The organism is Pseudomonas rhizophila, assembly GCF_003033885.1.
GTDB classification, from domain to species: domain Bacteria; phylum Pseudomonadota; class Gammaproteobacteria; order Pseudomonadales; family Pseudomonadaceae; genus Aquipseudomonas; species Aquipseudomonas rhizophila.
Map to the genome: position 1 here is coordinate 3,885,411 of NZ_CP024081.1, position 25,052 is coordinate 3,910,462.

Annotated in this window: 20 protein-coding genes and 1 pseudogene; 9 read left to right on the forward strand and 12 right to left on the reverse strand. The window is 60.8% G+C overall.

Translation table 11 applies throughout. The features are described 5' to 3' along the window. Nucleotides 1-98: 98 nt before the first annotated feature. The 5 genes and pseudogenes from CRX69_RS18025 to CRX69_RS18045 all read right to left on the reverse strand — a co-directional run bounded on the left by CRX69_RS18025 (nucleotide 99) and on the right by CRX69_RS18045 (nucleotide 7,510). On the reverse strand, nucleotides 99-1,247 hold the full coding sequence (locus CRX69_RS18025) for an alpha/beta fold hydrolase (protein ID WP_338053319.1): 1,149 nt from the start codon (nucleotides 1,245-1,247) through the stop codon (nucleotides 99-101). 353 nt (nucleotides 1,248-1,600) lie between these two features. Further along, nucleotides 1,601-2,929, reverse strand: coding sequence for an OprD family porin (locus CRX69_RS18030; protein ID WP_107322487.1), 1,329 nt, complete (start codon nucleotides 2,927-2,929; stop codon nucleotides 1,601-1,603). A 300-nt stretch (nucleotides 2,930-3,229) separates the two neighbouring features. Continuing rightward, nucleotides 3,230-4,657 (reverse strand): mechanosensitive ion channel family protein, encoded by a 1,428-nt coding sequence (locus CRX69_RS18035; RefSeq protein ID WP_107322488.1) that lies wholly within the window; start codon nucleotides 4,655-4,657, stop codon nucleotides 3,230-3,232. A 122-nt stretch (nucleotides 4,658-4,779) separates the two neighbouring features. Beyond that, nucleotides 4,780-4,908: pseudogene (locus CRX69_RS28120) on the reverse strand (HlyD family secretion protein); the annotation flags it as partial. Between the two features lie 358 nt (nucleotides 4,909-5,266). Beyond that, nucleotides 5,267-7,510, reverse strand: coding sequence for a TonB-dependent receptor (locus CRX69_RS18045; protein ID WP_240539545.1), 2,244 nt, complete (start codon nucleotides 7,508-7,510; stop codon nucleotides 5,267-5,269). A gap of 433 nt (nucleotides 7,511-7,943) precedes the next feature. Here CRX69_RS18045 and CRX69_RS18050 point away from each other — a divergent pair, with 433 nt between their 5' ends. From CRX69_RS18050 to CRX69_RS18085, 8 genes are all read left to right on the forward strand, one after another. Beyond that, nucleotides 7,944-8,795, forward strand: a complete 852-nt coding sequence (locus CRX69_RS18050) for a putative selenate ABC transporter substrate-binding protein (RefSeq protein WP_107322490.1) — start codon at nucleotides 7,944-7,946, stop codon at nucleotides 8,793-8,795. After that, nucleotides 8,792-9,589 carry a phosphonate ABC transporter ATP-binding protein gene (locus CRX69_RS18055; RefSeq protein ID WP_107322491.1) on the forward strand — a complete coding sequence of 266 codons (798 nt, stop codon included), beginning with the start codon at nucleotides 8,792-8,794 and terminating at the stop codon, nucleotides 9,587-9,589. Before CRX69_RS18050 ends, CRX69_RS18055 begins: the two co-directional genes overlap by 4 nt. Further along, nucleotides 9,583-10,410 carry a PhnE/PtxC family ABC transporter permease gene (locus tag CRX69_RS18060; protein ID WP_047226488.1) on the forward strand — a complete coding sequence of 276 codons (828 nt, stop codon included), beginning with the start codon at nucleotides 9,583-9,585 and terminating at the stop codon, nucleotides 10,408-10,410. Before CRX69_RS18055 ends, CRX69_RS18060 begins: the two co-directional genes overlap by 7 nt. After that, on the forward strand, nucleotides 10,407-11,174 hold the full coding sequence (gene phnE, locus CRX69_RS18065; protein WP_047226489.1) for a phosphonate ABC transporter, permease protein PhnE: 768 nt from the start codon (nucleotides 10,407-10,409) through the stop codon (nucleotides 11,172-11,174). The genes CRX69_RS18060 and phnE overlap by 4 nt, the downstream gene beginning before the upstream one ends. 198 nt (nucleotides 11,175-11,372) lie before the next feature. Further along, nucleotides 11,373-12,752 carry a UDP-glucose dehydrogenase family protein gene (locus CRX69_RS18070; protein WP_107322492.1) on the forward strand — a complete coding sequence of 460 codons (1,380 nt, stop codon included), beginning with the start codon at nucleotides 11,373-11,375 and terminating at the stop codon, nucleotides 12,750-12,752. Nucleotides 12,753-12,925: 173 nt separating this feature from the next. After that, complete coding sequence (locus CRX69_RS18075) at nucleotides 12,926-13,633, forward strand: HPP family protein (protein WP_076384904.1); 708 nt, start codon at nucleotides 12,926-12,928, stop codon at nucleotides 13,631-13,633. 134 nt (nucleotides 13,634-13,767) lie between these two features. Continuing rightward, nucleotides 13,768-14,874 carry an enoyl-CoA hydratase/isomerase family protein gene (locus CRX69_RS18080; RefSeq protein ID WP_107322493.1) on the forward strand — a complete coding sequence of 369 codons (1,107 nt, stop codon included), beginning with the start codon at nucleotides 13,768-13,770 and terminating at the stop codon, nucleotides 14,872-14,874. A gap of 3 nt (nucleotides 14,875-14,877) precedes the next feature. Beyond that, the gene (locus CRX69_RS18085) at nucleotides 14,878-16,029 is read left to right on the forward strand and encodes an acyl-CoA dehydrogenase family protein (RefSeq protein WP_047226493.1); all 1,152 of its coding nucleotides are present in this window, start codon (nucleotides 14,878-14,880) and stop codon (nucleotides 16,027-16,029) included. A 126-nt stretch (nucleotides 16,030-16,155) separates the two neighbouring features. Here CRX69_RS18085 and CRX69_RS18090 read toward each other — a convergent pair whose 3' ends face one another. From CRX69_RS18090 to pssA, 7 genes are all read right to left on the reverse strand, one after another. After that, a complete protein-coding gene (locus tag CRX69_RS18090) occupies nucleotides 16,156-16,929 on the reverse strand; it encodes an enoyl-CoA hydratase (protein WP_107322494.1) in 774 nt (257 codons plus the stop codon). Between the two features lie 13 nt (nucleotides 16,930-16,942). Continuing rightward, nucleotides 16,943-18,070 carry an acyl-CoA dehydrogenase gene (locus CRX69_RS18095; protein ID WP_047226495.1) on the reverse strand — a complete coding sequence of 376 codons (1,128 nt, stop codon included), beginning with the start codon at nucleotides 18,068-18,070 and terminating at the stop codon, nucleotides 16,943-16,945. Nucleotides 18,071-18,079: 9 nt separating this feature from the next. Then, nucleotides 18,080-19,267 carry an acetyl-CoA C-acyltransferase gene (locus CRX69_RS18100; RefSeq protein WP_160892687.1) on the reverse strand — a complete coding sequence of 396 codons (1,188 nt, stop codon included), beginning with the start codon at nucleotides 19,265-19,267 and terminating at the stop codon, nucleotides 18,080-18,082. An 11-nt stretch (nucleotides 19,268-19,278) separates the two neighbouring features. Then, nucleotides 19,279-20,040 carry an SDR family NAD(P)-dependent oxidoreductase gene (locus CRX69_RS18105; protein WP_076384910.1) on the reverse strand — a complete coding sequence of 254 codons (762 nt, stop codon included), beginning with the start codon at nucleotides 20,038-20,040 and terminating at the stop codon, nucleotides 19,279-19,281. Nucleotides 20,041-20,056: 16 nt separating this feature from the next. Further along, complete coding sequence (locus CRX69_RS18110; RefSeq protein WP_047226498.1) at nucleotides 20,057-21,721, reverse strand: AMP-binding protein; 1,665 nt, start codon at nucleotides 21,719-21,721, stop codon at nucleotides 20,057-20,059. 250 nt (nucleotides 21,722-21,971) lie between these two features. Next, nucleotides 21,972-22,988 carry an AraC family transcriptional regulator gene (locus CRX69_RS18115; RefSeq protein WP_076384912.1) on the reverse strand — a complete coding sequence of 339 codons (1,017 nt, stop codon included), beginning with the start codon at nucleotides 22,986-22,988 and terminating at the stop codon, nucleotides 21,972-21,974. Nucleotides 22,989-22,999: 11 nt separating this feature from the next. Then, entirely contained in the window at nucleotides 23,000-24,343 is a 1,344-nt protein-coding gene (gene pssA / locus CRX69_RS18120; RefSeq protein WP_107322495.1) for a CDP-diacylglycerol--serine O-phosphatidyltransferase, read from the reverse strand. Between the two features lie 122 nt (nucleotides 24,344-24,465). On the opposite strand from pssA, the gene CRX69_RS18125 reads away from it, so the two are divergent. Beyond that, nucleotides 24,466-25,035: a TetR/AcrR family transcriptional regulator gene (locus CRX69_RS18125; RefSeq protein ID WP_107322496.1), complete on the forward strand. Its 570-nt coding sequence runs from the start codon at nucleotides 24,466-24,468 to the stop codon at nucleotides 25,033-25,035. The last annotated feature ends 17 nt before the right edge of the window (nucleotides 25,036-25,052 follow it).

The window sequence follows — 25,052 nt, forward strand, 5'->3', positions numbered from 1 at the left end:
TTTGGTTATAGTTTTATTCTAGAACCGCACCAACGGTGATAATCACCAGCAACTAGGCTCCAGACAGGAGGAGGGGCCCGACGGCAAGGGGCGGGCGATTATCGTGTGTTTGCCACAGTGGAATGTTCTTGAGCCCCGGCCTCCAGCACCTGCACCATCACCTCGGATTGCCAGGCGAAGTACGGGTTGTAGGTCAACCGTGCATGGACTTTGCCGGGCTCACGATAACCCCAGTCCGAATACCAGACAGGGCCACCTGCCTGGCATTGTTGGTAAGCCGTGTCGCTCTGGCCGTTCCAGCACAGACGCTGGTTACCCTGGCGACCATATTGCGGATTATCGGGGGAGAACAGCACGCCCATATGGGAAAACTGACTGATCTGCTCGGCCGGCAACTGGTCGCTGCGCACCAACAGGCGCGGACTTTGCAATTCGTTGGCGAGGTTGCCGTACCAGATCATCCGCGAGCTCGGGTTGGGGAAACGCCGATTGAAAGCGTCCCGTACAAACTCCACATCCACCACCGAGTCATGGGCCGCACTGACCACCAGCACCGGGCGGTCGAACACCTGCGATGCCAGCTTGCTGCGCACGGCGGTACTGCTCAGGTAAAACTGGGCGAAGCCATTGGTTGGCACGTTCTGGTAGCGCAGGGACGTCTGCTGTGGGGCCGCGCTGGTCGGCTGCCGTAGCCATGGTTTGACCTTCGCCAGCCACGGCAGCACCCAATCAAACCCAACATTGGACTTGAACGCCGGGGAAAACAGCAGCAGCCCAGCGATCGACTGATCGTCCATGGCGTACGCCACAACCAGGTTGGCACCGGTGGAGAAACCACCCAGGTAAACGTGGCCGACATCCTTGCGTAGCAGCGTCACCTGTTGTTCCACGGTTCGACGCCAATCATTGATGTCAACGTCGAGCATATCGGCCGGCCGAGTGCCGTGGCCGGGCAGCAGCACGGTGCGTACCCGATATCCCTGGCTGGCCAGTTGTGTCGCGACATCTACGAATGAGCCGGGCGAATCGCCAAGGCCGTGAACCAGAAGAACGCCTCTACCATTGGGCTGCGCGGGTACCCATTCACGGGGAGCGTTCCAGGCCAGCTCCAAGGTGTGGTCGGGATTCTGAAACTGCCGATTACGCTCAATCTGCGCCAGGGTTTGCAGGCGGTAGTCGCCAAAGCTGACCGGCGCCGGCTGGGCGACCTCAACCGGAGCGCGCGCGCAGCCGGCAAGGCCGATCATCAAGAGCGCGTAGAGTGCTTTCATTGGGGTTTCCATATGTTCATGTTGATGTCCTATCGAGAGCGATAGATGTACCACGTGGGTCGCAGTGCACAAAACCCGGAAGAGTTACTTTAGGTGGGGGGAGCTGACGTCAGGGTGACGGGTGGCTGACAGGGATGCGAGTAAACGCGCTCTGCAGTAGTTTGTCCTCGGTCAACCACTTTACAAGGGCTCGACCCAGGACAACCTCAACCCCGTGGCGATCCACTGATAGCGACAAATACGCAGGGCTGAAAATTGAGTCTGGGCAAGGCTGTTCCAAGCGGATCGCATGTCTGTTGAGATCCGTCGTTTCTGCAACGGCTGAGGAATCACAGCAGTTTGAAGTTGTACTCAAGGACAAAGTAAATGCGGTCGATGTCCGGCCCGCCTTGTGCTTCGTTCGCCCGATGAGAAACGTGGGTGAAATGCACTAAAAGATCTTTCGCCGGCCCGGACTGGACGGTGTAGCTTAGATCGATGTCGCGCTCCCAGTGCTTCCCGCCTTTGCCTTGCTGAGGGACATACTCCTGTTCGCCAGGATCAAAAGGGAAGTAAGCCCCTCCTTGCGGCGCATGAGTACCGTCGATATCACGTCCAGTCACATACCGTGACATGAACTTGAGCCCAGGCAATCCCATGGATACGAAATCCAGGTCGTAGCGGGCTTGGTAGGAACGCTCATGGGGGCCATTGAAATCGGCGAACTTGATGGAGTTGGCTAGGTATATGGAGTCACCCCCTACGAAATCGAAAGGCGTGTCACCACGATTTTTTTGGACCGCCAGGGTAAAGGCTTGGTTGCCAATATTGTGTTTGGCAGAAAGGCTATAAGCTGTTGTGTTGATGCCTCCCGCAACTGAGCGCCCGTAGTCAATCGTATGGTAGATGTTGAAATCTACAAACGTATCCCAGCGACGGACATACGCGTTCGCGTAATACTGTCTCCAAGTGTCTGTTAGCTGGGATGAGTACAGCCTGGCGCCTAGGTTCTTGTTGGATGTGAAGTCAGCCCCAACGAAGCTGATTGAGCCCATATCGGTGTTAACGCCATACCCGGAAAAATCCCCTTTAGAAGAGGAGGAGTCCTGGTTTTTGAATGCCGTGAATTTGCCACCGACCAAGTGTATGCCAGTAAGCTCGTCACTTTCTAAGAGCCATCCCGTTGCGTATTCGGGTTGCAGACGTTTGTCGGAGGTGTCGAAGACTGGGGTTTCTACTTCCATCTCGCCGAACTTGATAGAGGTCTGCGAGAGGCGAGTCTTGATCACGCCGCCGTCGTCGCTGAAGTTTTGTGCGGACTCTCCATCACTGTCGACAGGTAAAAGCCCGGTTCCTGAGTGTCCCTTACCGCCATCGAGTTTTTGCCCGACAAAAGCATGCACATCCACACCAAAACCAAATGTTCCGGGCGTGAAGCCTGACTCAAACGTCGTGATAAAGCCCTGTGCCCATTCTCGCTGGTAATTTTTCGTGGCGTTTTCAGAGCGGTTATCATTGTTCAAGAAGAAATTTCGGCTGATAACGTTGAGCGTTGCATCCCCTAGAAAGTCCGAGGTTCTGGGCTCTGTCGAGTCTGCTGCCATAACCCTTCCAACACACAACAGGCAGCAGCAAAGCACCGTGTTCTTCATGGTGTACTTGTGCTGAACGTGGGCCATAACAATGTCCTTGAAACAATGGGAATGCGCCAGCGCATTACACGAAGGGTCAGCACCACCTCCTTTGGATAAACAGGTATGCGCAGAGGGTTTCATTCTTGGTTGCAGGGCCGTGGCTTGCGAGTTAAATGTTGTTAATTCCACTCACCTAAGGCGATAGACACCATCTCGGGAGCAGTCAGCAGTGCCCAGGGGGCGAGTCGGCCGGTGCGCAACAGGTGAACAGGTTCTCGAACAGGAAGGCCGGCGCCACGAATGGCCTGAATGCCCCCTCGCGCGGGCATTTTTACGTGGCATTGTTCAACGCTTCTGCAACCACCCAAGCAAACCTCCTTTTTTGATCGGCGCTGGTTTGGCCATCAACGTCAGTTGGCTGTTCTGTTGCCGCACCGCTTGCAGCTTGTTCAATGCCTGGCCGACTTCGCTGCGTTGCTCCATGCAACTGCGTGTCAGAGACTTGTCGATGCGGTAAATGATGCAGGACGTCAGTGTGGTGAAAGTGGCCTGGGACGGTGTGTCGGCGAGGATGCTCTGTTCGCCCATGACTTCGCTCGGCCCCATGCGACCTACTTCAGTTTGCTGGGTGTCGTCGGGCACTGTGGCGCTGACCACTCCGGTGGCAATCACGAACAGATTGTCAGGCACTTCACCCAGTTCCAGCACCACTTGTCCCGCCGCGTATTGCTGCGGAGTCATGGCCAGAGCCAACCGATCGCGTTCGTCCTCGCCCAGGGAGCGGAAGATTTTTACCTCGTCCAGCAACGCTCGCGCTCGGGTAGTGGGTTCAACCGCACCATCGAGTTGCCGGGAAATACCAGCCGCTTCCAAGTGCCGATGGGCCAGGTCGAACAACTGATTGCGCACTTCACTTTTTCTGCCCAGCTCGGCGATAAAACCGCTGGCCACGTATTCGGACATGTTTTCACCGGCCTCCTTGAGCAGAGCTTTAGGTGCAGGGGAGAGGAGCAGGCTGCTGCTACCTTGCAAGGTGCGATCCAGTGCGTCTAACACCCGACGCGGACGGATGTGGTTGGGCACCTGAATGCTAATGGATACGCCATGCATGTTGCTCGGTCGGCTCAGGTTGACGATCTTCGCCTTGGCCGCCACCGAGTTCGGTACCACCGCAGTACTGCCGGCGCTGGTGAGCAGGTGGGTGGCACGCCAGTCGATGTCCAGCACCTTGCCTTCGGTGCCGTCGATCATGATCCAGTCATCCACCTGATAGGGTTTGGTGGTGTTGAGCACAATGCCGGAAAACACGTCGCTCAACGTGCTTTGCAACGCCAGCCCGACGACGATCGCCACGACTCCGGAGGTCGCCAGCAAGCCTTTGACTGGCAGCTCCAGCACATAACCAGCCGCGGCGACGATCGCGATCAAAAATACCAGCGCACCTATGACATCCTGCAGCAACCGCCCACTGTGACCAATGCGTCGTATCAGCACCAGACCGATGATTTCCGTGAGCACCCGCGCGGCATATAGCCACCAGAGAATCCCAAGGGCCGTTGCCCCCAGTTGCACAGCGCGATCACCGGCAAACACGGGAGCCTGCAGCGGGCTGACGTCGGCATTGATAATGATCGCACTGAAGATCAGGAACAGGCCCAGACGCAACCCGATCCGGGTGACGCGGTGCTTGAACGGCGCGAGATGCCAGATCAGCGCATCGATCACCAGCAGCAGGGCACTCCACGACAAGGGATGACCGTAGATAATGGGCATGTGATCTCCGGGTAAAAAAAGGTGGGTAGCGCGCGCTCCCTTGAATCAAGGTTTGGCAGCACCGTGAATACAGATTAATAGGGGGCCTAAAAAGGAAAAAGCAGCTATAAAGCGTCTAACTGTCAACCTAGTCGTGACAATGAATCCATTGGAAGAGCGCCTCGGTGTGCGGCTGCAGCAGGCTGATCGGGATCGATGCGAATGCGCACAGGCAGGCGCTGGACAATCTTCGTGAAGTTGCTAGTGCAGTGAGACATAGACTGATTGATGGAAAGAGATTCTGGTTTTCAAGTCTGAGGGACCGGTGGCCGAAGCCGGCGGCAAGCTCGAGGCTTTGGAGGAAGGGAGCCTAGGTCGTTGATTTCGGGGGATTCTGGTAATTCGTGGCAAAGTCCTGTTTAAGGGTGCAGGTGACACTATGAGTAAACACCTTTATACATCGCGTTTAACATAATATACATTACACGTAACAACGTATGTCGCTACCAGCCGGACTATCCAGCAGATTTTCCACCAGACGCTTCCCCTCACCATCACCCACAAGCATCACTGAAAACCAATTCACCGCGCACCAATCCCTTGGCGAGCGTCATCACGGCAACCACCAAACTACCAGCGCGTGCGCAACGTCATGCCCATGCTGCGCGGGTCGCCGGTAAGCACTCCGTAATCACCTGCACCAAGCCGAGGGTAAACGGCGGTGATGTAGTTCTCGTCGAACAGATTGCGCGCCCACAGTTCGGCTTCCCAACGCCTGTTGCTGCGGCGCAGTCCAAGACGCAGGTTGGTCAGTCCATAGGATGGCTGGTAGCTGCCCTGGCCACCTTCGAGCGTGCCGTAGTAACCGCTGCGGAATTTGTAGTCCAGGGCGCTGAACAGCTCCAGGCCATGCTCCAGTGGGTAGCGATAGTCGATTCCAGCGTTGGCGTTCCACTCTGGAGCGTTGAACACGCGTTGACCTCCCAAATCGCACGACCACTGCGCGCTGGTTGGCGAGCACGGCGCGTTGGGGAAATCCCGGTAGCGCGCGTCACTCCAGGCGATCCCCAGCCTCAGGTCAACCCGTTCGCTGGCACGTAGCTGCGCGTCCAGTTCGATCCCGCGCAGGCGCACTTTGCCGACATTGATCAGGTTGTCGCGGATCGGCGGCGAGAACTGGTCCGCCGGCGCACGGTTGGTCAATGCCTGGTAGTCGTCGACATCGGCCTGGTACACAGCCAGATCGAGCACGCCTCGTTCGTTCCAGAAGCTGCGCTTGAGGCCCACCTCGACCGAAGTGACCCGCTCCGCATCGAATGTCGATGAGACATTGGGGCCGATTACGTCGAGATTGATTCCACCGGCCTTATAACCGCGTGACCAACTGGCATAGCCGAGCAGGTCATCGGCAAACTGGTAGCTGAACGTCAATTGTCCGGAAAGATTGCTCTCCTCGATCGCATCACGTCGGTAGTACTCGCCGCCGAGTGCGACGCTGCGCAGCAACGGGCCCGCCAACTGCGAGATCAGGTCAGGGCCCAGTGGCGCCAACCCCGAAACGCTGCGCGACAACCAGCCCTGCTTGCGCTCGCGGGTGTAACGCAGCCCTGGCGTGATCGCCAGGCGGTCCGTGGCATGCCAGGTGAGTTGACCGAACACGGCGCGGCTGTCGGTGCGCTGCTGACCGTCGAAGTCCTGCTGCGCGCCATCGAGCAATGACGGGGCAATCATTCCGGGCGTAATGCCCAGCCAGTCGATTTCCGGGCGATCCCCCAGAAAATAAGCGGCCGCGTCCTCGCCGAAACGCACGCCCACCTCGCGGTTCAACTTCTGCCGCAAATAATAAAGGCCCACCACGTAGTCGAAGTGTTCGTTAGGCGAATCGGCCAGGCGCAACTCCTGGCTGAATTGATGGTGATCGAGCTTCACGGCGGCGTTTTCGGCCACCGACAGCGGCATGCCATCGCCGTCCTGGTCCGCATCATAGGTCCAGTCGCGGTAACCGCTGATGCTGGTCAGCGTGGCGCCGCTGTCGAGCAGCCAGTTCAACTCCAACGTAGTGCCGGTCTGCAGCGTCTTCACCGTGTTGGGTTCGTCTTGCTGCACGCGACGCGCATAAGGATCTATCGGCAGTTGGCGGTAGCCAACGAAGGCGGCTCGATCGATGCTCGTCTGGCTGTAGTTGCTGGCCGCAAAGACATTGCCCTGCTCGTCCTGCCAACCATATTCACCGATCAGTCGCGCGCTGAATGTTTCGCTCGGCGTCCACAGCAACTGTCCCCGCAGGCCCTGGCGGTTCTGGTCACCCAGGTGGCTGCCGTCGTAAGTGTTCTCTATGAGCCCGTCGCGCTCTACGTCGTAGCCGGTCAGGCGCCCTGCCAACACCCCATCGATCAGCGCGCCTGAAACCGTACCGCGATACTGACGCAGGCCATCACTGCCGACCGACACCTCGCCATTGCCTTGCGGCTCGAAGGTGGGCGCGCGGCTGCTGATGTTGATCGCACCCGCCGTGGTGTTCTTGCCATATAAGGTGCCCTGCGGCCCCCGCAACACCTCGACCCGCTCGATATCGACCAGGTCGACCAGCGACATGCCCTGGCGCCCGAGGTAAACCCCATCGAGAAACACCCCGACACTGCCGTCCAGACCATCGTTGTAGGAGCTCGAACCGAGTCCGCGAATACCGTAGCTGGCGTAACGCGCACTGGGCACGGCTACCAACAGACTCGGTACGCGCTGCTGCAGGTCCTCGGTACGGTAGATGCCGGCATCGTTCAATTGCTCGCCATTGAGCACGTTCATGGCAATCGGCACGGCCTGCACGCGCTCCTCGCGGTGGCGGGCAGTGACCTTCACCTCGTCGAGTACCAAGACCGAAGGCCGGCCAGGCTCCGCCTGTTCAGCACCAGGATCCTGATCATCGGCCTGGGCCCCACTCAGATAGAACCAACATACAACATGAAGCAGGCATCCATAGCGCACTCGGGGCTCGATCATCCTGGACACAGCAAACCTCTGATAGCGAACTGACATATAGCCGCTGCGAGGCTACATCATTCAGACTATGGAAAAAATCGTAAACGCTCGGGACAATCCAGTCCCAGGGGGCGGTAACAGCCAAGAACTGTTTGCATCGCGTGTTCGAGCTTGTAGGATCCGCGCATTGTGACTGGATGGCCGAGATTCACCAGGGCCAAAAACGACCGTTATCACATTCATTCGTCTACCCTCACAAAGCGCCATGCGGTTGTTCGCGAGTGCCTGGCGCTTCAATATTCCTGCGTTAACGTACCGGAGATTTTCCATGCTCAAGCGTTCCCTGGCATTGGCCGTCGGCTTGACCCTGTCTTTCAGCGCCTTGCTGGCCCAGGCCGCCGACACCCTGAAAGTCAGCGCGATTCCCGATGAAGCCCCTACCGAACTGCTGCGCAAGTTCAAGCCCTTGGGCGCTTATCTGGAACAACAGACCGGCATGAAAGTCGAGTTCATTCCCGTAAGCGACTACCCGGCGGTGGTCGAGGCGCTGGCGACCGACCGCATCGACCTGGCCTGGCTGGGTGGTTTCACGTTCGTGCAAGCACGCTTGAAAACCGGTAATGCGATCCCGCTGGTGCAGCGCGAGCAGGACGCCCAATTCACCAGTAAATTCATCACCGCCGACCCTGCGGTCAAATCCCTCGCCGACCTCAAGGGCAAGACCTTTGCATTCGGTTCAGTGTCTTCCACCTCTGGCAGCCTGATGCCGCGATATTTCATGCTCCAGGACGGCATCAAGCCGGAAAGCTACTTCAGCCGCGTAGGTTACTCGGGCGCCCATGACGCCACCGTCGCCTGGGTCCAGGCCGGCAAAGTGGATGCTGGGGTACTGAACGCCAGCGTCTGGGAAAAACTGGTCGCCGCCGGCAAGGTCGACACCGCCAAGGTCAAGGTGTTTGCCACCACCCCGGCCTACTTCGACTACAACTGGACGGTGCGCGGAACGCTCGATCCGGCGCTGGCAGCCAAGATCAAGGCAGCCTTCCTGGCACTCGACCCGGCAAATCCGAAGGACAAGGAAATCCTCGATCTGCAGGCTGCCAGCCGCTTCATCGAAACCAAGCCTGAGAACTACAAGGGCATCGAGGAAGCCGCACGCGCCGCCGAATTGCTCAAATGACATTACATCTGACCCAGGTCAGCCTTACCCACGCCAACGGTGTCCAGGCGCTACGTGGCGTGGAGCTGCACATCGGTGCCGGCGAACAGGTCGCCATCATCGGTCCGTCCGGTGCGGGTAAATCGAGCCTGCTCAATCTGCTGGGCACGGCCCTGCGACCGGGTCAGGGCGAAATGCAGGTGCTCGGTGAAACGGCCTGGCAGTTGTCTGCCCGCGAGCGTCAACGCTTGCGCGCGCGCATCGGCTTGATCCACCAAGCGCCGCCCCTGCCACCGCGCCAGCGCGTAATCACTGCGGTGCTGGCCGGCAAACTGGGTCAGTGGGGCATGGGCAAGAGCCTGCTGAACCTGCTGCACCCGCTGGATGTTCCCGGCGCACGGGCGGCATTGGCCAGGCTGGATCTGAGCGACAAACTGTTCGCGCAATGCCAGCAACTCTCCGGCGGGCAGTTACAACGCGTTGGCATTGCCCGGGTGCTGTATCAGGCACCCGAGGTGTTGTTGGCCGATGAACCTGTTTCGGCCATGGATCCGGTGCTGGCCGAGCACACCCTTTCAGTGCTCTGTCGCCATGCCCGGGAGCACAACGTCACCCTGGTCGCCAGCCTGCATGCGGTGGACCTGGCCCTGGCGCACTTTTCGCGGATCATCGGCCTGCGTGACGGACAGATCCTGTTCGATCTGCCGACCGATGCCGTCGACCGTGAGCGGCTCGACAAACTCTACGCCAATGAGCAGTTGATACCCTCGCCTCCACCGCCCTCCCCCTTGAGTGTGCAAATCCCGCGATGCTGACACGCGATACCCGAGACCCCGCCAGCGGCCCTCGCCTGCTGCTCTGCCTGTTGGCGCTTGTCCTGCTGTGGCCGGGCATCCACTTCAGCGAGCTGGACCTTGGCGTGCTGGTGACGAGCGACAGTCAAAGCGAGATGGGCCGGTTTGTCTCGGCCTTCTGGCCACCGGCCCATGGCGAAGCGTTCATTGAGCTGCTATTGCAAGCCACCTTGCAGACCTTGGCCATTGCCACGGCAGGCATGGCTTTGGCATTGCTGTTCGCCGTTCCCGCCAGCCTGCTGGCCAGCCGTGCGCTTTCGCTGTCTGCGGCCTCCCGGGGTGGCCAACCGGGCTATTGGGGGCAACTGCTGCGCTGGCCGGTACGCGGTCTGCTGATCTTCCTGCGCAGCGTGCCGGAAATCGTCTGGGCCCTGCTCTTCGTCCGCGCCGTCGGCCTTGGTCCGACTGCCGGGGTATTGGCCATCGCCATTACCTACAGCGGCATGTTGGGCAAGGTCTACGCGGAAATCTACGAGTCGGTCGACCAGCGTCCGGCACATGCACTGTTGCAGGCTGGCAGCGGCCGACTGACAGCCTTCTGCTACGGGATCCTGCCCAATGTCGCAGCGGAGCTGCTGTCCTACACGGTGTACCGCTGGGAGTGCGCCATTCGCGCCTCGGTGGTGATGGGCTTCGTCGGTGCCGGTGGCCTGGGCCAACAAATGGACCTGTCGTTGCGCATGTTCGCCGGCGGTGAAGTGGCCAGCATGCTGTTGACGTTCCTCGTCCTGGTCCTGCTGGCCGATCAACTCAGTCGCCTGCTGCGCTGGAGGCTGGCATGAACCGCCTGTTCAACGCGATATTGCTCTTGTGCATTGGTGCAGCCGTCGTCGCCTCGTTCGCCTATCTGGGCATCGACCTCGGCCAACTTGGCGACGGCGACAACCTGAACCGGATGGGCGCTTATGCCCAGCGTTTCCTCAGCCCGGACCTGAGCCCGAGCCATCTGAAAGCAATCGGCCACGGTGCCCTGGAAACCATCGCCATGTCCGCCCTTGGCACCCTGCTCGCCGCGGTGTTCGGCCTGGTCCTGGCCCTGCCCGCCGCCGGGCGCTTCGGTTGGCCGATGCAAAGCACCTCGCGCCTGGTACTCAACGCCTTGCGCGCGGTTCCTGAACTGGTGTGGGCGGCGCTGATGGTCTTGGCTGCTGGGCTGGGCCCCAATGCCGGCACCCTGGCATTGGCGCTGCACACCACCGGCGTGCTCGGCCGGCTGTTCGCCGAAGCGCTGGAAAACACCCCACCCGAACCGGCCGAAGCCATTCGCCTGCAAGGCGGCAATGCCGTGTGGGCGTTCTGTTACGGCACCCTGCCCAACCTGATGCCGCAGCTGTTGGCCTACATCCTGTACCGCTGGGAAAACAACATCCGCATGGCCAGCGTGCTGGGCTTCGTCGGCGCCGGCGGATTGGGGCAAATGCTCTATGTCAGCCTCAGCCTGTTCCAGGAGGCGCAGGCCAGCACGGTGATTCTGGCGATGCTGCTGCTGGTCCTCGCGGTCGACTCGCTGAGCAGTTGGAGTCGTCAACGCTGGGTCAAGGCCTGAAAGCTGCCGCGTAGCGGCGAGTTTGACACCACATATTCAGACCAGGGTGGCTCCCCTCCCTTGCCCACGGGTTGACCGCAACCGCTGCAGCCTGTCAGCGAACTGAAATATCCCCGACTTATTCTGCTGATGCGCGCATTGCGGCGATGTGCGGGTTGTACGTGCCTGCCCGTTCGGAAGTCATCCAGGGAGTCCGCCATGAAAATCAGTGTATTCGGTAGTGGTTACGTGGGATTGGTGCAAGCGGCGGTGTTGGCCGAGGTGGGCCATGACGTGGTGTGCATGGACATAGACGAACAGAAAGTCGAAAGCCTGCGCCAGGGCCAGGTGAGTATCTTCGAACCCGGTCTGGCCGCGCTGGTGCGTGAGGGCCTGGAGGCCGGACGTCTGCATTTCACCCACGATGAAAAGCTCGCGGTGCAGCACGGCCAGGTGCTGTTCATCGCCGTGGGTACGCCTTCCAGGGAAGATGGCTCGGCCGATTTGAGTCAGGTCCTGGCCGTCGGTGAGGCGGTGGCTCGTTACCGCGAACAACCGGTCCTCGTCGTGGAGAAATCCACTGTACCGGTGGGCACCGGCGACGCCCTGCGGGCGCACATCGACAAATGCCTGCTCAAGGCCGGCCGTTTGTTGCAGTTCGATATCGTGTCCAACCCCGAGTTTCTCAAGGAAGGCTCGGCGGTGGCCGATTGTCGCCGTCCGGATCGTATCGTGATCGGCTGCGAACGCGATGAAGTCCGCGACACCATGCGCGACTTGTACGCCCCCTTCAATCGCAACCACGACCGGATCCTGTTCATGGACCTGCGCAGCGCCGAGCTGACCAAGTACGCAGCCAATGGCATGCTGGCGACGAAGATCAGCTTCATCAACCAGATCGCGGAGCTGGCGGAACACCTGGGTGCTGACATCGAAGCGGTGCGCCTGGGCATCGGCGCGGACTCGCGCATCGGTTATCACTTCATTTACCCGGGCTGCGGCTACGGTGGCTCGTGTTTTCCCAAGGACATGCGCGCGCTGATCCACACGGCCGAGCAAGCCCACTGCTCCAGCGATCTGTTGCAAGCAGTGGAAACCATCAACCAACGGCAGAAGCACAAGCTGTTCGAACGCATCCAGGCGTTCTACAAAGGCGATTTGCGCGGTAAAACCTTCGCGGTGTGGGGCTTGGCCTTCAAGCCCAACACCGACGACATGCGCGATGCGCCGAGTCGTACCCTGCTGGAGGCGTTGTGGGGGGCCGGTGCCAGTGTCCGCGCCTTTGACCCCGAGGCCATGCAGCAGACCCAGCAGCTGTATCCCGACGAATCGAAGCTGATGTTGATGGGCACGCCGGAATCGGTTTTGCCGGGGGCCGATGCACTGGTGATCTGCACTGAATGGCAACCGTTCAAGGCGCCGGATTTCGATCTGATCCAGCAACGGCTCAAGGCTGCGGTGATTTTCGATGGCCGCAACCTGTATGATCCGGACCGCATGGCAGACAAGGGCTTTACCTATTTCCCCATAGGGCGCGGGCAATCGTGCAACCTGCCTATCGCTCAGCAAACCTGGTTTCAAGCGTCCAGAAGCGCATGACTTTCTTTACCTCAAAATAAGTGCATTCAAACAGCATTAATATGAATTTGTAAGCAAGGGCCGCGAACGGCACACTGTGCATCGTTCCTCCCCCAACTGTTGGAACACTTAAAGGGCTTTCAGGGATTCTCCCGTAAGCCCCTTTTTTTGTTCGTTTTTTGGATTTTCGCTTAATGCTTTCTCGCTGGTTCCCCGCTGCTATCAATACCCGCCCCACCGAATGGAGCCGGGCCGCCATCGGTATGGCCCTGGGTACGATGTTCAGTGTCTGGCTGTGCGGCCAGGTGTTTGGCCTTGAGGTGGCGCAACACTTGATTGGCCCGCTCGGCGCCTCGGCCGTGCTGTTGTTTGCCGTCTCCTCAGGCGCCCTCGCCCAGCCCTGGTCGATCTTCGGCGGTTACTTGTGCGCCTCGGTGGTGGCATTGCTGGTGGCCCATGTCCTGGGCCGTACCCTGGGGAGCGCCTGTCTGGCGGCCGGCATGGCGCTGGTGTTGATGTGCTGGCTGCGTTGCCTGCACCCTCCGGCGGGTGCCCTGGCGGCGACGATGGTATTGGCCGACCCGTCGATCATCGCCCTGGACTGGCAAGCTGTCGGTGCCGCGATGCTGGCCGGTTCCACCCTGCTCTTGAGTGCATTGGCCTATAACAACCTGACGCGCGTGCGCTATCCCAAGCGCGCCAGCGAGCCGACGCCGGTCATTCCCGCCGACCATTCACCCATCGACCGTCAGGCCATTACGGCTGAGGACTTGAAGCTCGCTCTTGAGCAAATGGAAGCATTCTTTGACGTAACTCCCGAAGATCTCGAGCAATTGATCCACGCCAGCGAACGCAATGCCAGGCGTCGCAGCATCACGGAAGTCCTCTCGGGTCGCGGCTGAGCCTGAGGCTGCTATAAATATGCAGACAGGACCTGCACGTATCCCGGTTGTGCAAGGCAAATTTGCGCTGGTACGATCCTGACCGGGTACGCGCGACACAATTCATAAAGAACAATAAAAGCAGGGAGTTAGCGATGACAGCTCAGGTTTCATCACAAGCCTCGGGACCCATCGGAGCCGTGGCTCATGAAGTGCTGGTCGAAGTACGCAACCATATCGGCCACTTGACCCTGAACCGCCCCGCCGGCCTCAATGCCCTGACGCTGGACATGGTGCGCAGCTTGCAGCAACAGCTCGATACCTGGGCTCTGGACCCACAGATCCGCGCCGTGGTACTGCGCGGTGCCGGTGACAAGGCGTTTTGCGCCGGCGGCGATATCCGCTCGCTGTACGACAGCCACAAGCAGGGCGACAACCTGCACCAAGACTTTTTCGTCGAGGAATACGCCCTCGACCTGACGATTCATCACTACCGCAAACCGATCCTCGCCTTGATGGACGGTTTCGTCCTGGGCGGCGGCATGGGCTTGGCACAAGGTGCCGACCTGCGGGTGGTGACCGAACGCAGCCGCCTGGGCATGCCGGAAGTCGCCATCGGTTACTTCCCCGACGTCGGGGGCAGCTATTTCCTGCCGCGTATTTCTGGCGAACTGGGCATCTACCTGGGAGTCAGTGGCGTACAGATCCGTGCTGCCGACGCGCTGTATTGCGGGCTGGCCGACTGGTATCTGGACAGCGACAAGCTCGATCGGCTCGATGAACGTCTCGACCGCCTGGAATGGCACGACACGCCCCTCAAGGACCTGCAAGGCCTGCTGGCGAAACTCGGCATGCAGCAGTTGCCTGCCCCGCCTCTGGCCGACCTGCGCCCGGCCATCGATCACTTCTTTGCCCTTGCGGACGTGCCCAGCATGGTCGAGCAGTTGCGTCAGGTCACCGTCGCCAACAGCCATGAGTGGGCGCTGAAAACCGCCGACCTGCTGGAGACCCGCTCGCCCCTGGCCATGGCCGTAACCCTGGAAATGCTGCGTCGCGGCCGGCATTTGAGCCTGGAAGACTGTTTTGCCCTGGAACTGCACCTGGACCGTCAATGGTTCGAGCGCGGCGACCTGATCGAAGGCGTGCGCGCCTTGCTCATCGACAAAGACAAGAACCCGCAGTGGAACCCGCCGACCCTGGAGGCACTGGACAAGCGCCACGTGGCGAGTTTCTTCGACGGCTTCGACGACCACGGGAACTGAACCATGCACGACCTTGAGCTGACCGAAGAGCAAGTGATGATCCGCGACATGGCCCGGGATTTTGCCCGCGGCGAGATCGCCCCTCATGCCCAGGCCTGGGAAAAAGCCGGCTGGATCGACGACGCCCTGGTGGCGAAGATGGGTGAATTGGGTCTACTGGGCATGGTGGTGCCCGAAGAATGGGGCGGTACCTACGTCGATTACGTGGCCTATGCCCTCGCGGTGGAAGAAATCTCCGCGGGCGATGGCGCCACCGGGGCGCTGATGAGCATTCACAACTCGGTGGGTTGCGGGCCGGTCCTCAATTTCGGCACCGACGAACAGAAACAGACCTGGCTGGCCGATCTGGCCAGTGGCCAGGCCATTGGCTGCTTCTGCCTCACCGAACCCCAGGCCGGGTCCGAAGCCCACAACCTGCGCACCCGCGCCGAACTGCGGGACGGCCATTGGGTGATCAATGGCGCCAAGCAATTCGTCAGCAACGGCAAGCGGGCGAAACTGGCGATTGTTTTTGCGGTGACGGATCCTGAGCTGGGCAAGAAAGGCATTTCGGCGTTTCTGGTGCCGACCGACACGCCGGGCTTCATCGTCGATCGCACGGAACACAAGATGGGCATCCGCGCTTCGGATACCTGCGCCGTGACCTTGAACAACTGCACCATCCCCGAAGCCAACCTGTTGGGGGCTCGCGGCAAAGGCCTGGCGATTGCCCTCTCCAACCTGGAAGGCGGCCGCATCGGCATCGCGGCGCAGGCCTTGGGCATCGCCCGTGCAGCGTTTGAAGCGGCCTTGGCTTATGCGCGTGATCGGGTGCAGTTCGACAAGCCGATCATCGAGCACCAGAGCATCGCCAACCTGCTGGCCGACATGCACACCCGCCTGAACGCCGCCCGCCTGCTGATCCTCCACGCCGCCCGCCTGCGCAGCGCCGGCAAGCCATGCCTGTCGGAAGCCTCCCAGGCCAAGCTGTTCGCCTCGGAAATGGCCGAAAAAGTCTGCTCCTCGGCCATGCAGATTCATGGCGGGTATGGGTATCTCGAGGATTATCCGGTGGAGCGCTACTACCGCGATGCGCGGATTACCCAGATCTATGAAGGGTCGAGCGAGATACAGCGGATGGTGATCGCCCGGGAGTTAAAGAACTACCTGGTGTGATGGCTGAAAAAGCATCGCGAGCAGGCTCGCTCCCACATGGGATCTTTGGTGTACGCAATCTCTGTGTACACCTCCGAACCCTGTGGGAGCGAGCCTGCTCGCGATGGCGTCAGTCAGGACGCCGCATTACTTGTCCTGAAACTCCGCCGCCCGCTTGGCCACGAATGCCGCCATGCCTTCCTTCTGATCCTGCGTCGCAAATGCCGCATGGAATACCCGGCGCTCGAAACGCACACCTTCGGACAGGCTGACTTCAAAGGCGCGGTTGACGCTTTCCTTGACCATCATGCTGATGGGCACCGACTTGGAGGCGATCAGAGCGGCGGTTTTCAACGCGTCGTCGAGCAATTCATCAGCCGGCACGATACGCGCGACGATGCCGCAACGCTCAGCTTCCACTGCATCGATAAAACGACCGGTCAGGCACATTTCCATGGCCTTGGCCTTGCCCACTGCGCGAGTCAGCCGCTGGGTGCCGCCCATGCCCGGCAGCACCCCAAGATTGATCTCCGGCTGACCGAACTTGGCATTGTCACCGGCCAGGATAAAGTCGCACATCAACGCCAGTTCGCAACCACCGCCCAAGGCAAACCCGTTCACTGCCGCGATGATCGGCTTGCGCCGGTTAGCCACGCGGTCGCTGTCGCTGAACAAGTCATCGAGGTAGATCTGCGGGTAGGTCAGCTCGGCCATTTCCTTGATGTCCGCACCGGCGGCAAAGGCTTTTTTCGAGCCGGTCAGTACGATGCAGCCAATCTTTGGATCAGCCTCCAATGCATCCAGCGCCTGGTTCAGCTCGCTGACGATCTGCGCGTTCAAGGCGTTCAACGCCTGGAGACGGTTGAGGGTGATCAGGCCAACGCGGTCCTTGATCTCCAATAAAATCGTTTCGTAGCTCATGCAGGACTCCTGTTCAAAGATTGCGCGAAATGACCATGCGCTGAATGTCGCTGGTGCCTTCGTAGATCTGGCAGACGCGCACGTCGCGGTAGATGCGCTCCAGCGGGAAATCGTTGAGGTAACCGTAACCGCCCAGGGTTTGCAACGCCATGGAGCAGACTTTTTCGGCCATTTCCGAGGCGAACAGCTTGGCCATGGACGCTTGCACCAACGCCGGCTGGCCGTTGTCGCGCAAAGCAGCGGCGTAATGGACCATTTGCCGCGCCACGGCGATCTGGGTGGCCATGTCCGCCAGACGGAACGCCACGGCTTGGTGTTCGATAATCGGCTTGCCGAAACTTTGCCGCTCGCGAGCATAGTCGCGGGCCGCTTCGAACGCCGCGCGGGCCATGCCCACGGACTGCGCCGCGATACCGACCCGTCCGCCTTCCAGGTTCGCCAGGGCGATCTTGTAGCCCTCGCCCTCCTCCCCCAAACGGTTGCCCACCGGAACACGGACATCCTCGAACAGGATCTGGCAGGTGTCGGAGGCGTGCTGGCCCAGTTTGTCTTCGACCCGCGCCACGCTGTAGCCCGGCGAATCGGTGGGCACGATGAACGCACTGATGCCACGCTTGCCGGCGCTCGGATCGGTCACCGCAAACACAATCACCACCCCGGCGTTCTGCCCGGAGGTGATGAACTGCTTGCAACCATTGAGCACGTAGTGATCGCCCTCCAACCGTGCCCGGGTCTTGAGGCTACTGGCGTCCGAACCGGCCTGGGGCTCGGTCAATGCAAAGGCACCGAGCATCGCACCGCTGGCCAGGGGGGTGAGGAATTTGGCCTTCTGTTCATCGCTGCCGAACTTGAGGATCGGCACGCAGCCCACCGAGTTGTGCACGCTCATGATGGTCGAGCACGCCCCATCGCCGGCGGCGATCTCTTCCAGGGCCATGGCATAAGTCAGGTAACCGGTGTCGCAACCGCCCCACTGCTCCGGCACGAGCATGCCGAAGAAACCCAGTTCGGCCATTGCAGCAATGGCTTCCTTAGGGAAGCGGTGCTCGCGGTCCCACTCAGCGGCGAACGGTTTCAAGCGCTCCTGAGCGAACTGCCGGGCCACGTCGCTGATTTGAGTCTGTTCTTCAGTCGGGAGCATGGTGATTCCTTAATACAGGCATTCAACGGCCATGGCCGTGGCTTCGCCGCCACCGATGCAGATGGCCGCGACGCCACGCTTGAGGCCTTTCTGGCGCAGGGCCGAAAGCAGCGTCACCAGGATCCGCGCGCCCGACGCACCGATGGGGTGGCCCAGCGCGCAGGCGCCGCCATGGACGTTGACCTTGTCGTGGGGGATCTCCAGCGCGCCCATGGTCGCCAACGCCACCACTGCGAAAGCCTCGTTGATTTCAAACAGCTCCACGTCGTCGAGCGACCAACCGGTTTTGTCCATCAGTTTCTTCACCGCGCCGATGGGGGCGGTGGGGAACAGGCTCGGCGTGTCGGCAAAAGCGGCGTGGCCGTGAATCACCGCCAACGGCTTCAGGCCTCGCTCCCGGGCCTGGCTCTGGCGCATCAACACCAGCGCTGCGGCACCGTCAGAGATGGAGCTGGCATTGGCTGCAGTGACCGTTCCGCCCTCACGGAACGCCGGTTTGAGCGAGGCGATCTTGTCCAGGCGGGCCTTGGGCGGCTGCTCATCGTGGCGCACGGTGACCTGTTCCTTGCCGACCATGACCTGCAACGGCACGATCTCGGCGTCGAAACTGCCGTCCTTGATCGCCTGTTGGGCACGGGTGGTGGAAGCGATGGCGAAAGCATCCTGGGCTTCGCGGCTGAAACCATTGGCTTCAGCGCAATCTTCGGCAAAGGTGCCCATCAGGCGGCCCTTGTCGTAGGCATCTTCCAGGCCATCGAGGAACATGTGGTCGAGCACCTTGCCGTGACCCATGCGCAAACCGCTGCGGGCGCGGTCGAGCAGATACGGGGCGTTGGACATGCTTTCCATGCCGCCAGCCACCACCACCTCGGCGCTGCCGGCGATCAGCATGTCATGGGCAAGAATTGCCGCCTCCATGCCCGAACCACACATCTTGTTGAGCGTGGTGCAGCGGGTCGATTTATCGAGCCCGGCCCCCAGTGCGGCCTGGCGCGCCGGAGCCTGGCCCTGGCCTGCCGCGAGCACACAGCCAAACAGCACTTCTTCAACCGCATCAGGGGCAATGCCGGCCCGCTCCACGGCAGCTTTAATGGCGGCGGCTCCCAGTTGCGGAGCGCTGAGGCTTTTCAGTTCACCTTGAAAGCCGCCCATGGGGGTGCGGACGGCGCTGACGATAACAATCGGATCGTTGGACATGACAATTGCTCCTACTTGGCAGCCATACGCAAGGCGCCGTCGAGACGGATCACCTCACCGTTGAGCATGGTGTTTTCAATGATATGCCTGACCAGCCCCGCGTACTCGGCCGGTTTGCCCAGGCGCGGTGGAAAAGGCACGCCAGCGGCCAGGGAGTCGCGTACTTCGGGTGTCATGCCGGCCATCATCGGCGTTTCAAAAATGCCCGGGGCGATGGTCATCACACGGATGCCGAAGCGCGCCAGTTCCCGGGCGGCCGGCAGGGTCAGGCTGGCGATGGCGCCTTTGGAGGCCGCGTAGGCTGCCTGGCCGATCTGGCCGTCGAAAGCCGCCACCGAAGCGGTATTGATGATCACGCCACGCTCACCCTCGGCATCGGCCTCGGTTTCACTGATAGCGGCGGCGGCCAGACGCAACAGATTGAAGCTACCGATCAAGTTGACGTTGATCACCTGGCTGAAGCTGGCCAGCGCGTGCGGGCCGTTCTTGCCGAGGATCTTCTCGCCGCGCACGATGCCGGCGCAGTTCACAAGGCCATTGAGGCCACCGAACGCCGCCAAGGTGGCCTTGACCGCCGCGTCTGCCGCCGCTTCGTTGCTGATGTCCGCCACCACGCTCTGGCAGCCCAGCATCTGCGCCTGGGCAGCCACGGCTTCGGCGTTGAGGTCCACCAGCATCACCTTGGCACCGGCCTTGACCAGCATCTCGCCGGTGGCCGCGCCGAGGCCGGACGCGCCGCCGCTGACGAGGAAAATCTTGTTGTCGATCTGCATCATGGTTTCCTTGGATTCAAGCTGAAACGTTAGGCGCCGCGGCCTCTTGAGCCTTGGCGATCTCCTGGTTGCGCAAGATAAAGCGCTGCAACTTGCCGCTTGGGGTTTTCGGCAAGTCGCTGACAAATTCGATTTCACGGGGATAGGCATGGGCCGCCAGGCGCTTACGCACGTGCTGGCGCAACTCTTCGGCCAGCTCTGGCGCGGCGCGGTATTGGGCGCTGAGCACCACGAAGGCTTTCACCAGTTCGGTGCGTTCGGGATCGGGCTTGCCGACCACCGCCGCCTCGACGACGGCGGGGTGTTCGATCAGTGCGCTTTCCACGTCGAACGGGCCGACGCGATAGCCGGAGGTGGTAATCACGTCGTCGCTGCGGCCGACGAAGCTGATGCTGCCATCGGGGTTGAACTCAACGGTGTCGCCGCTCAGGTAATAATCGCCGACGAAAGCCTTGGTTGGCCCGCCCTCGTAACCGGCGAACCAGCACATCGGTGACTGGCTGCGGTCGACAGCGAGAATGCCCGGCTGGCCCACGCCCAATTCACGGTTATTTTCATCCAGCACCACGATCCGGTGGCCCGGCGAGGCGAAACCAGCCGCGCCCATGTGCACCGGATGTTCCAGAGCGTGGTGATTGCACAGCACCATGCCCAGTTCGGTCTGGCCGTAGTGATCGTGGATCACCACGTTCAGGTTGTCGGCAAACCAGCGGATTACCTCCGGGTTCAGCGGCTCTCCGGCGCTGCTGACCGCGCGCAGCGTGCCCTTGATCGAGCGGGCGAACTGATCGCCCCCGGCGATCAACAAACGATAGGCAGTGGGTGAACCGGCGAGGTTGGTGATGCCGTACTTGTTGATGACTCGGCAAGTGCTTTCCAGGGTGAACGGCCCATCGTAGAACGTGATGGGATGCCCCATGGCCAGAGGGCCGGTCACACCGAAGTAGATGCCGTAGGCCCAGCCCGGGTCAGCGACGTTCCAGAAGGCGTCTTCGGGACGCAGGTCCACGGCGTCACGCATGTAGCTCTGGAATGCGACGATGGCCTTGAGCGGCACCGACAGCGCCTTGGCCGGCCCAGTGGTGCCGGAGGTAAACATCAACAGGAACGGGTCTTCGCCACTGAGCATCACCGGTTCGCACTGGTTTGCATGGTTCGCCACTTCTGCCCAGAAACTGTAATCGCCGCGAACGATGCCCTGGCCTTTTGCGCCGCCGACCGTGACCACTGTGGGACAACCGGCTACATCGTTGAGTTTGGGGCGATTGACCGCGTCGGTGACCACAACACGCGCACCGGAGCTGCCCAGACGGTGTTCGATGGCCTTGGGGCCGAACGCGGTGAACAACGGCTGATACACCGCGCCGATGCGCCACGTGGCGAGTACCACGATCAGCAATTCAGCGGTACGTGGCAGCAGGCCGGCCACCTTGTCACCCTTGCCCACGCCTTGGGCCAGGAGGAAATTGGCAAAACGCGCGGCGTTGTCCTGCAGGTCACGGTAAGTCCAGGTCGCGTCGCTGCCGTCGCGACCCTCCCAGAACAAGGCAATGCGCCCCGGCAATGCATGCCGGTCGCAACACTCGACACAGGCGTTCAATGCCTCGAGCGAGCCGTGCAGTGCGGTGTTGACGGTGTGCAGGTAATCGAACTGTGACGTGGCGGACGAGTAATCGCGCATGACCAGAATCCCTCTGTACTTTTTATTGGTTGGGGGAACCGTAAACAGCAGGGAAATACTCGCGCCGAAGGGCTTGGGCGGCAATGGTCAAAGCCATCAAGTTGCTTGACTGGTTTGGCCATGGTTGGGTGATGTGGCGTCTGGGAGGCCGTTATCGCGAGCAGACTCGCTCCCACCGGGGCAATGCGAACCTTATGTGGGAGCAAGGCTTGCCCGCGATAGCGCAAGCCCAGTCAACCCACATCCCAAATCAGCCAGGATCGTTGAGAATCAGGCTGCGATAATGTCCCGGATTGGACCCGGACCACTTGCGAAACGCCTTGTAGAAGGAGCTGGCATCGGCAAATCCCAGGCGCGCGGCGATTTCCACGAAGCTGATGGAAGGTTCGGCCAGCCAGTTGATGGCCAACTCCTTGCGCACACTGTCCTTGAGCCCTTGATACGTCTGGCCCTCCTCCGCCAAGCGGCGGCGCAGGGTCGAGGCCGAAACGCACAACTGCTGGGCCAGAGCCTCGGTCTCCGGCCACTGCTCGGGTGGCAATTGGCGCAGGTCGTGTCTGATGCGGCTGGCGAGGCTTTGCGGGTCGCGATATTTGACCAGGATGTTGGCCGGTGCCTGGGCCAGAAAGCGGTTGAGTTCCTCGGTGCTGCGTCGGATGGGCAGGTCCAGGCATTCGGCGGAGAAGATCATCCGGGTGCGGGGCCGGTCAAAGCGTAGGTTCCGGGAGAACATCACACGATAGTCGTCGCAGAAATCCGGTTCCGGGCAACGCAACTCAATGGAAAGAATCGGAATACGCCGCCCGGCCAGCCAACAGGCCACGCCATGAACAATCATCCAGTAGGTGAAATAGGTGAAGGCCCGGCGCGGCTCCTGATCGTCCTCCAGCAGGACGATTTCCGCCAGGCTCTGCTGGCGGACCCATTGGGCCGGCAACTGTTCGAACATCAGCGAGAGGAACCCCAGCCCCGCCGTCAGGCCGCTCGCCAGCGTGGGTTGGGCCATGGCGCACTGGCAGAGAAACGCCAGGCTACCCGACTTGAGCTTGCGCGGGTCCATGCCAAAAAACTCGTCATCCAGGCGTCGGGCGAGCAAACGCCAGAGCCGCGCATAAGCATGGGCCGGGACCCGCGCCTGGGAGTCGTCGAGCAACGCAGGGTCTATGCCGACCTTGCTCAGAACCTCATCGGTGGCCGCTCCGGGAGCGCAGCTTTGCAGCAGCGCCTCACGTACCAACTGGATGGAGATGGTGTCTTTTTCCGACATGGCACGAGCTTTCACAGGATCCGGTAAAGCAGCCGCTCGATCCGCACCCGGCTGACCCGTTTCAGAAACCTGGCGACTGCGGCGGGATAGTCCGGCAGGGTTTCCAGGTCCAGATATCGATTGATGCGCCGGGTGTGCTGGTAAATCTGCTCAAGCTCGGCCTGACGCGGCCCCAGCAGTTCGCCCTTGGGGTCATCCAGCAACAAAGCGTTTTCCAGGTCCAGGCGAAACGCCCGTGGATTGAGGTTATTGCCGGTCAGCAAGGTGTAGCGCTCGTCGATCCACATGCCCTTGAGGTGATAGGTATTGTCACCGTCACGCCACAGGTGCAGGTTCAGTTGGCCGCTGTCGATGTAACGCTGATGCCGCTTGGCGAAGCGGCGCAGGCTGATTTCGTAGAGATAGGGCAGCGCGGCGATGATCTTGAACGGCTCGCTGGGCGGCATGTAGAAGTCGTTGGCGGTTTTGTCGCCGACGATAATGTCGATCCTGACCCCGCGAGCCAGCGCGCGATTGATTTCCCGGGTCACCCCCAGGGGCAGATTGAAATACGGCGTGCAGATGGTCAGTTGCCGGCGACTGCTGGCAATCAACTCGCCAATTACCCGGCTCAACGGATTGTTCTTGCCCACGCCCAGCAACGGGCTCACCGACAGGCCGCTCTTGTCGAGGTTGCCGGCCTGCGTGTCATACGCGGCGTACTTGAGCCGGCTGCGCAGATCGCCGATGTCCTTGCGCAGGCTGCGAGTGCTGGGCAGGTTCGGCAAATCCAGGCGATGCACGGCGCTGGAGGCAATCAAGCCATGCTGTACCAGGTGCTGCATCGAGTCGGCCAGTGCCTCGTTGCGCAACAGGTGGTATCGGTCGTAGCGGTATTTGTCGAACTTGTGCAGATAGACGTTATTGAGGCTGGCGCCGCTGTAAAGCACACAGTCGTCGATCACGAAGCCTTTGAGGTGCAGCACGCCGAACAACTCGCGAGTCTGCACCGGCACGCCGTAGATCGGCACTTCGCTGGCGTGAGTGCGGGTCTGTTCCTGATACCACGCCGAATTGCCCGGCTGCTTCTTGGCGCCGATCAGCCCGCGCTGGGCCCGCAGCCAGTCCACCACCACGACCACGTCCAGTTCCGGACGCTTGGCCTTGGCGGCGTGCAAGGCATCGAGGATTTCCTGCCCGGCCTCGTCCTCTTGCAGGTACAGGGCGACGATGTAGATGCGCTGGGTGGCCTGGGCGATTTGCTCCAGCAGGCAACGGCGGAACTCGGCGGCGCCATCGAGGATGGTCACGGCATCGGCGGTCAGTGCAAAGCTGCGCAGCTTAGGCAGCAAGGGGCGTTTGAAAAGCGACGGCATAGGGCTCGCAAAAGGTCGAATCCGAAGAGTGGTTGAGCTTACACCATCGATGGGTTCGGGTCTTCAGGGCGTCATGAAAAAACAACTTGACCAAGTAGAACGATCGTTCTACTGTTAGCACCATGAACGAAATCAATAGCAATGAGACCCGAAACATTATTCTCGATGTCGCCGAAAAGTTGATCTATAAAAGTGGCATCGCGGCCACCGGCATGGATCTGCTGGTGAAAACCGCCGGCGTCTCCAGAAAGAGCATTTATCGCTACTTTGCCAACAAGGACGATCTGATCGTGGCCGCACTCCAGCGGCGCGACGAACGCTGGATGCACTGGTTCAGCAGTGAGGTCGACAAGGCCCCTACCCCGCGCGCCCGGCTGCTCAACCTGTTTACCGTGCTCAAAACCTGGTTCGACAGCGAAGGTTTCCGTGGCTGTGCGTTCATCAACACCAGTGGCGAAACCGGCGATCCACAGAACCCGGTCCGCCAGGTCGCCAAACTGCATAAACAGAAGTTGCTCGACTATGTAACCCGGCTATGCACAGAACAAGGCGTCGAGAGCCCGGATGCCTTGGCCCGGCAGTTACTGATCCTGATCGATGGCGCCATTACCGTCGCACTGGTCATGGGCGATCACAGCGCCGCCGACCAGGCCCAAAACATACTGAAGTCCTTATTGGCTGAAACTGAATAACCCGTTCCCGTAAACCG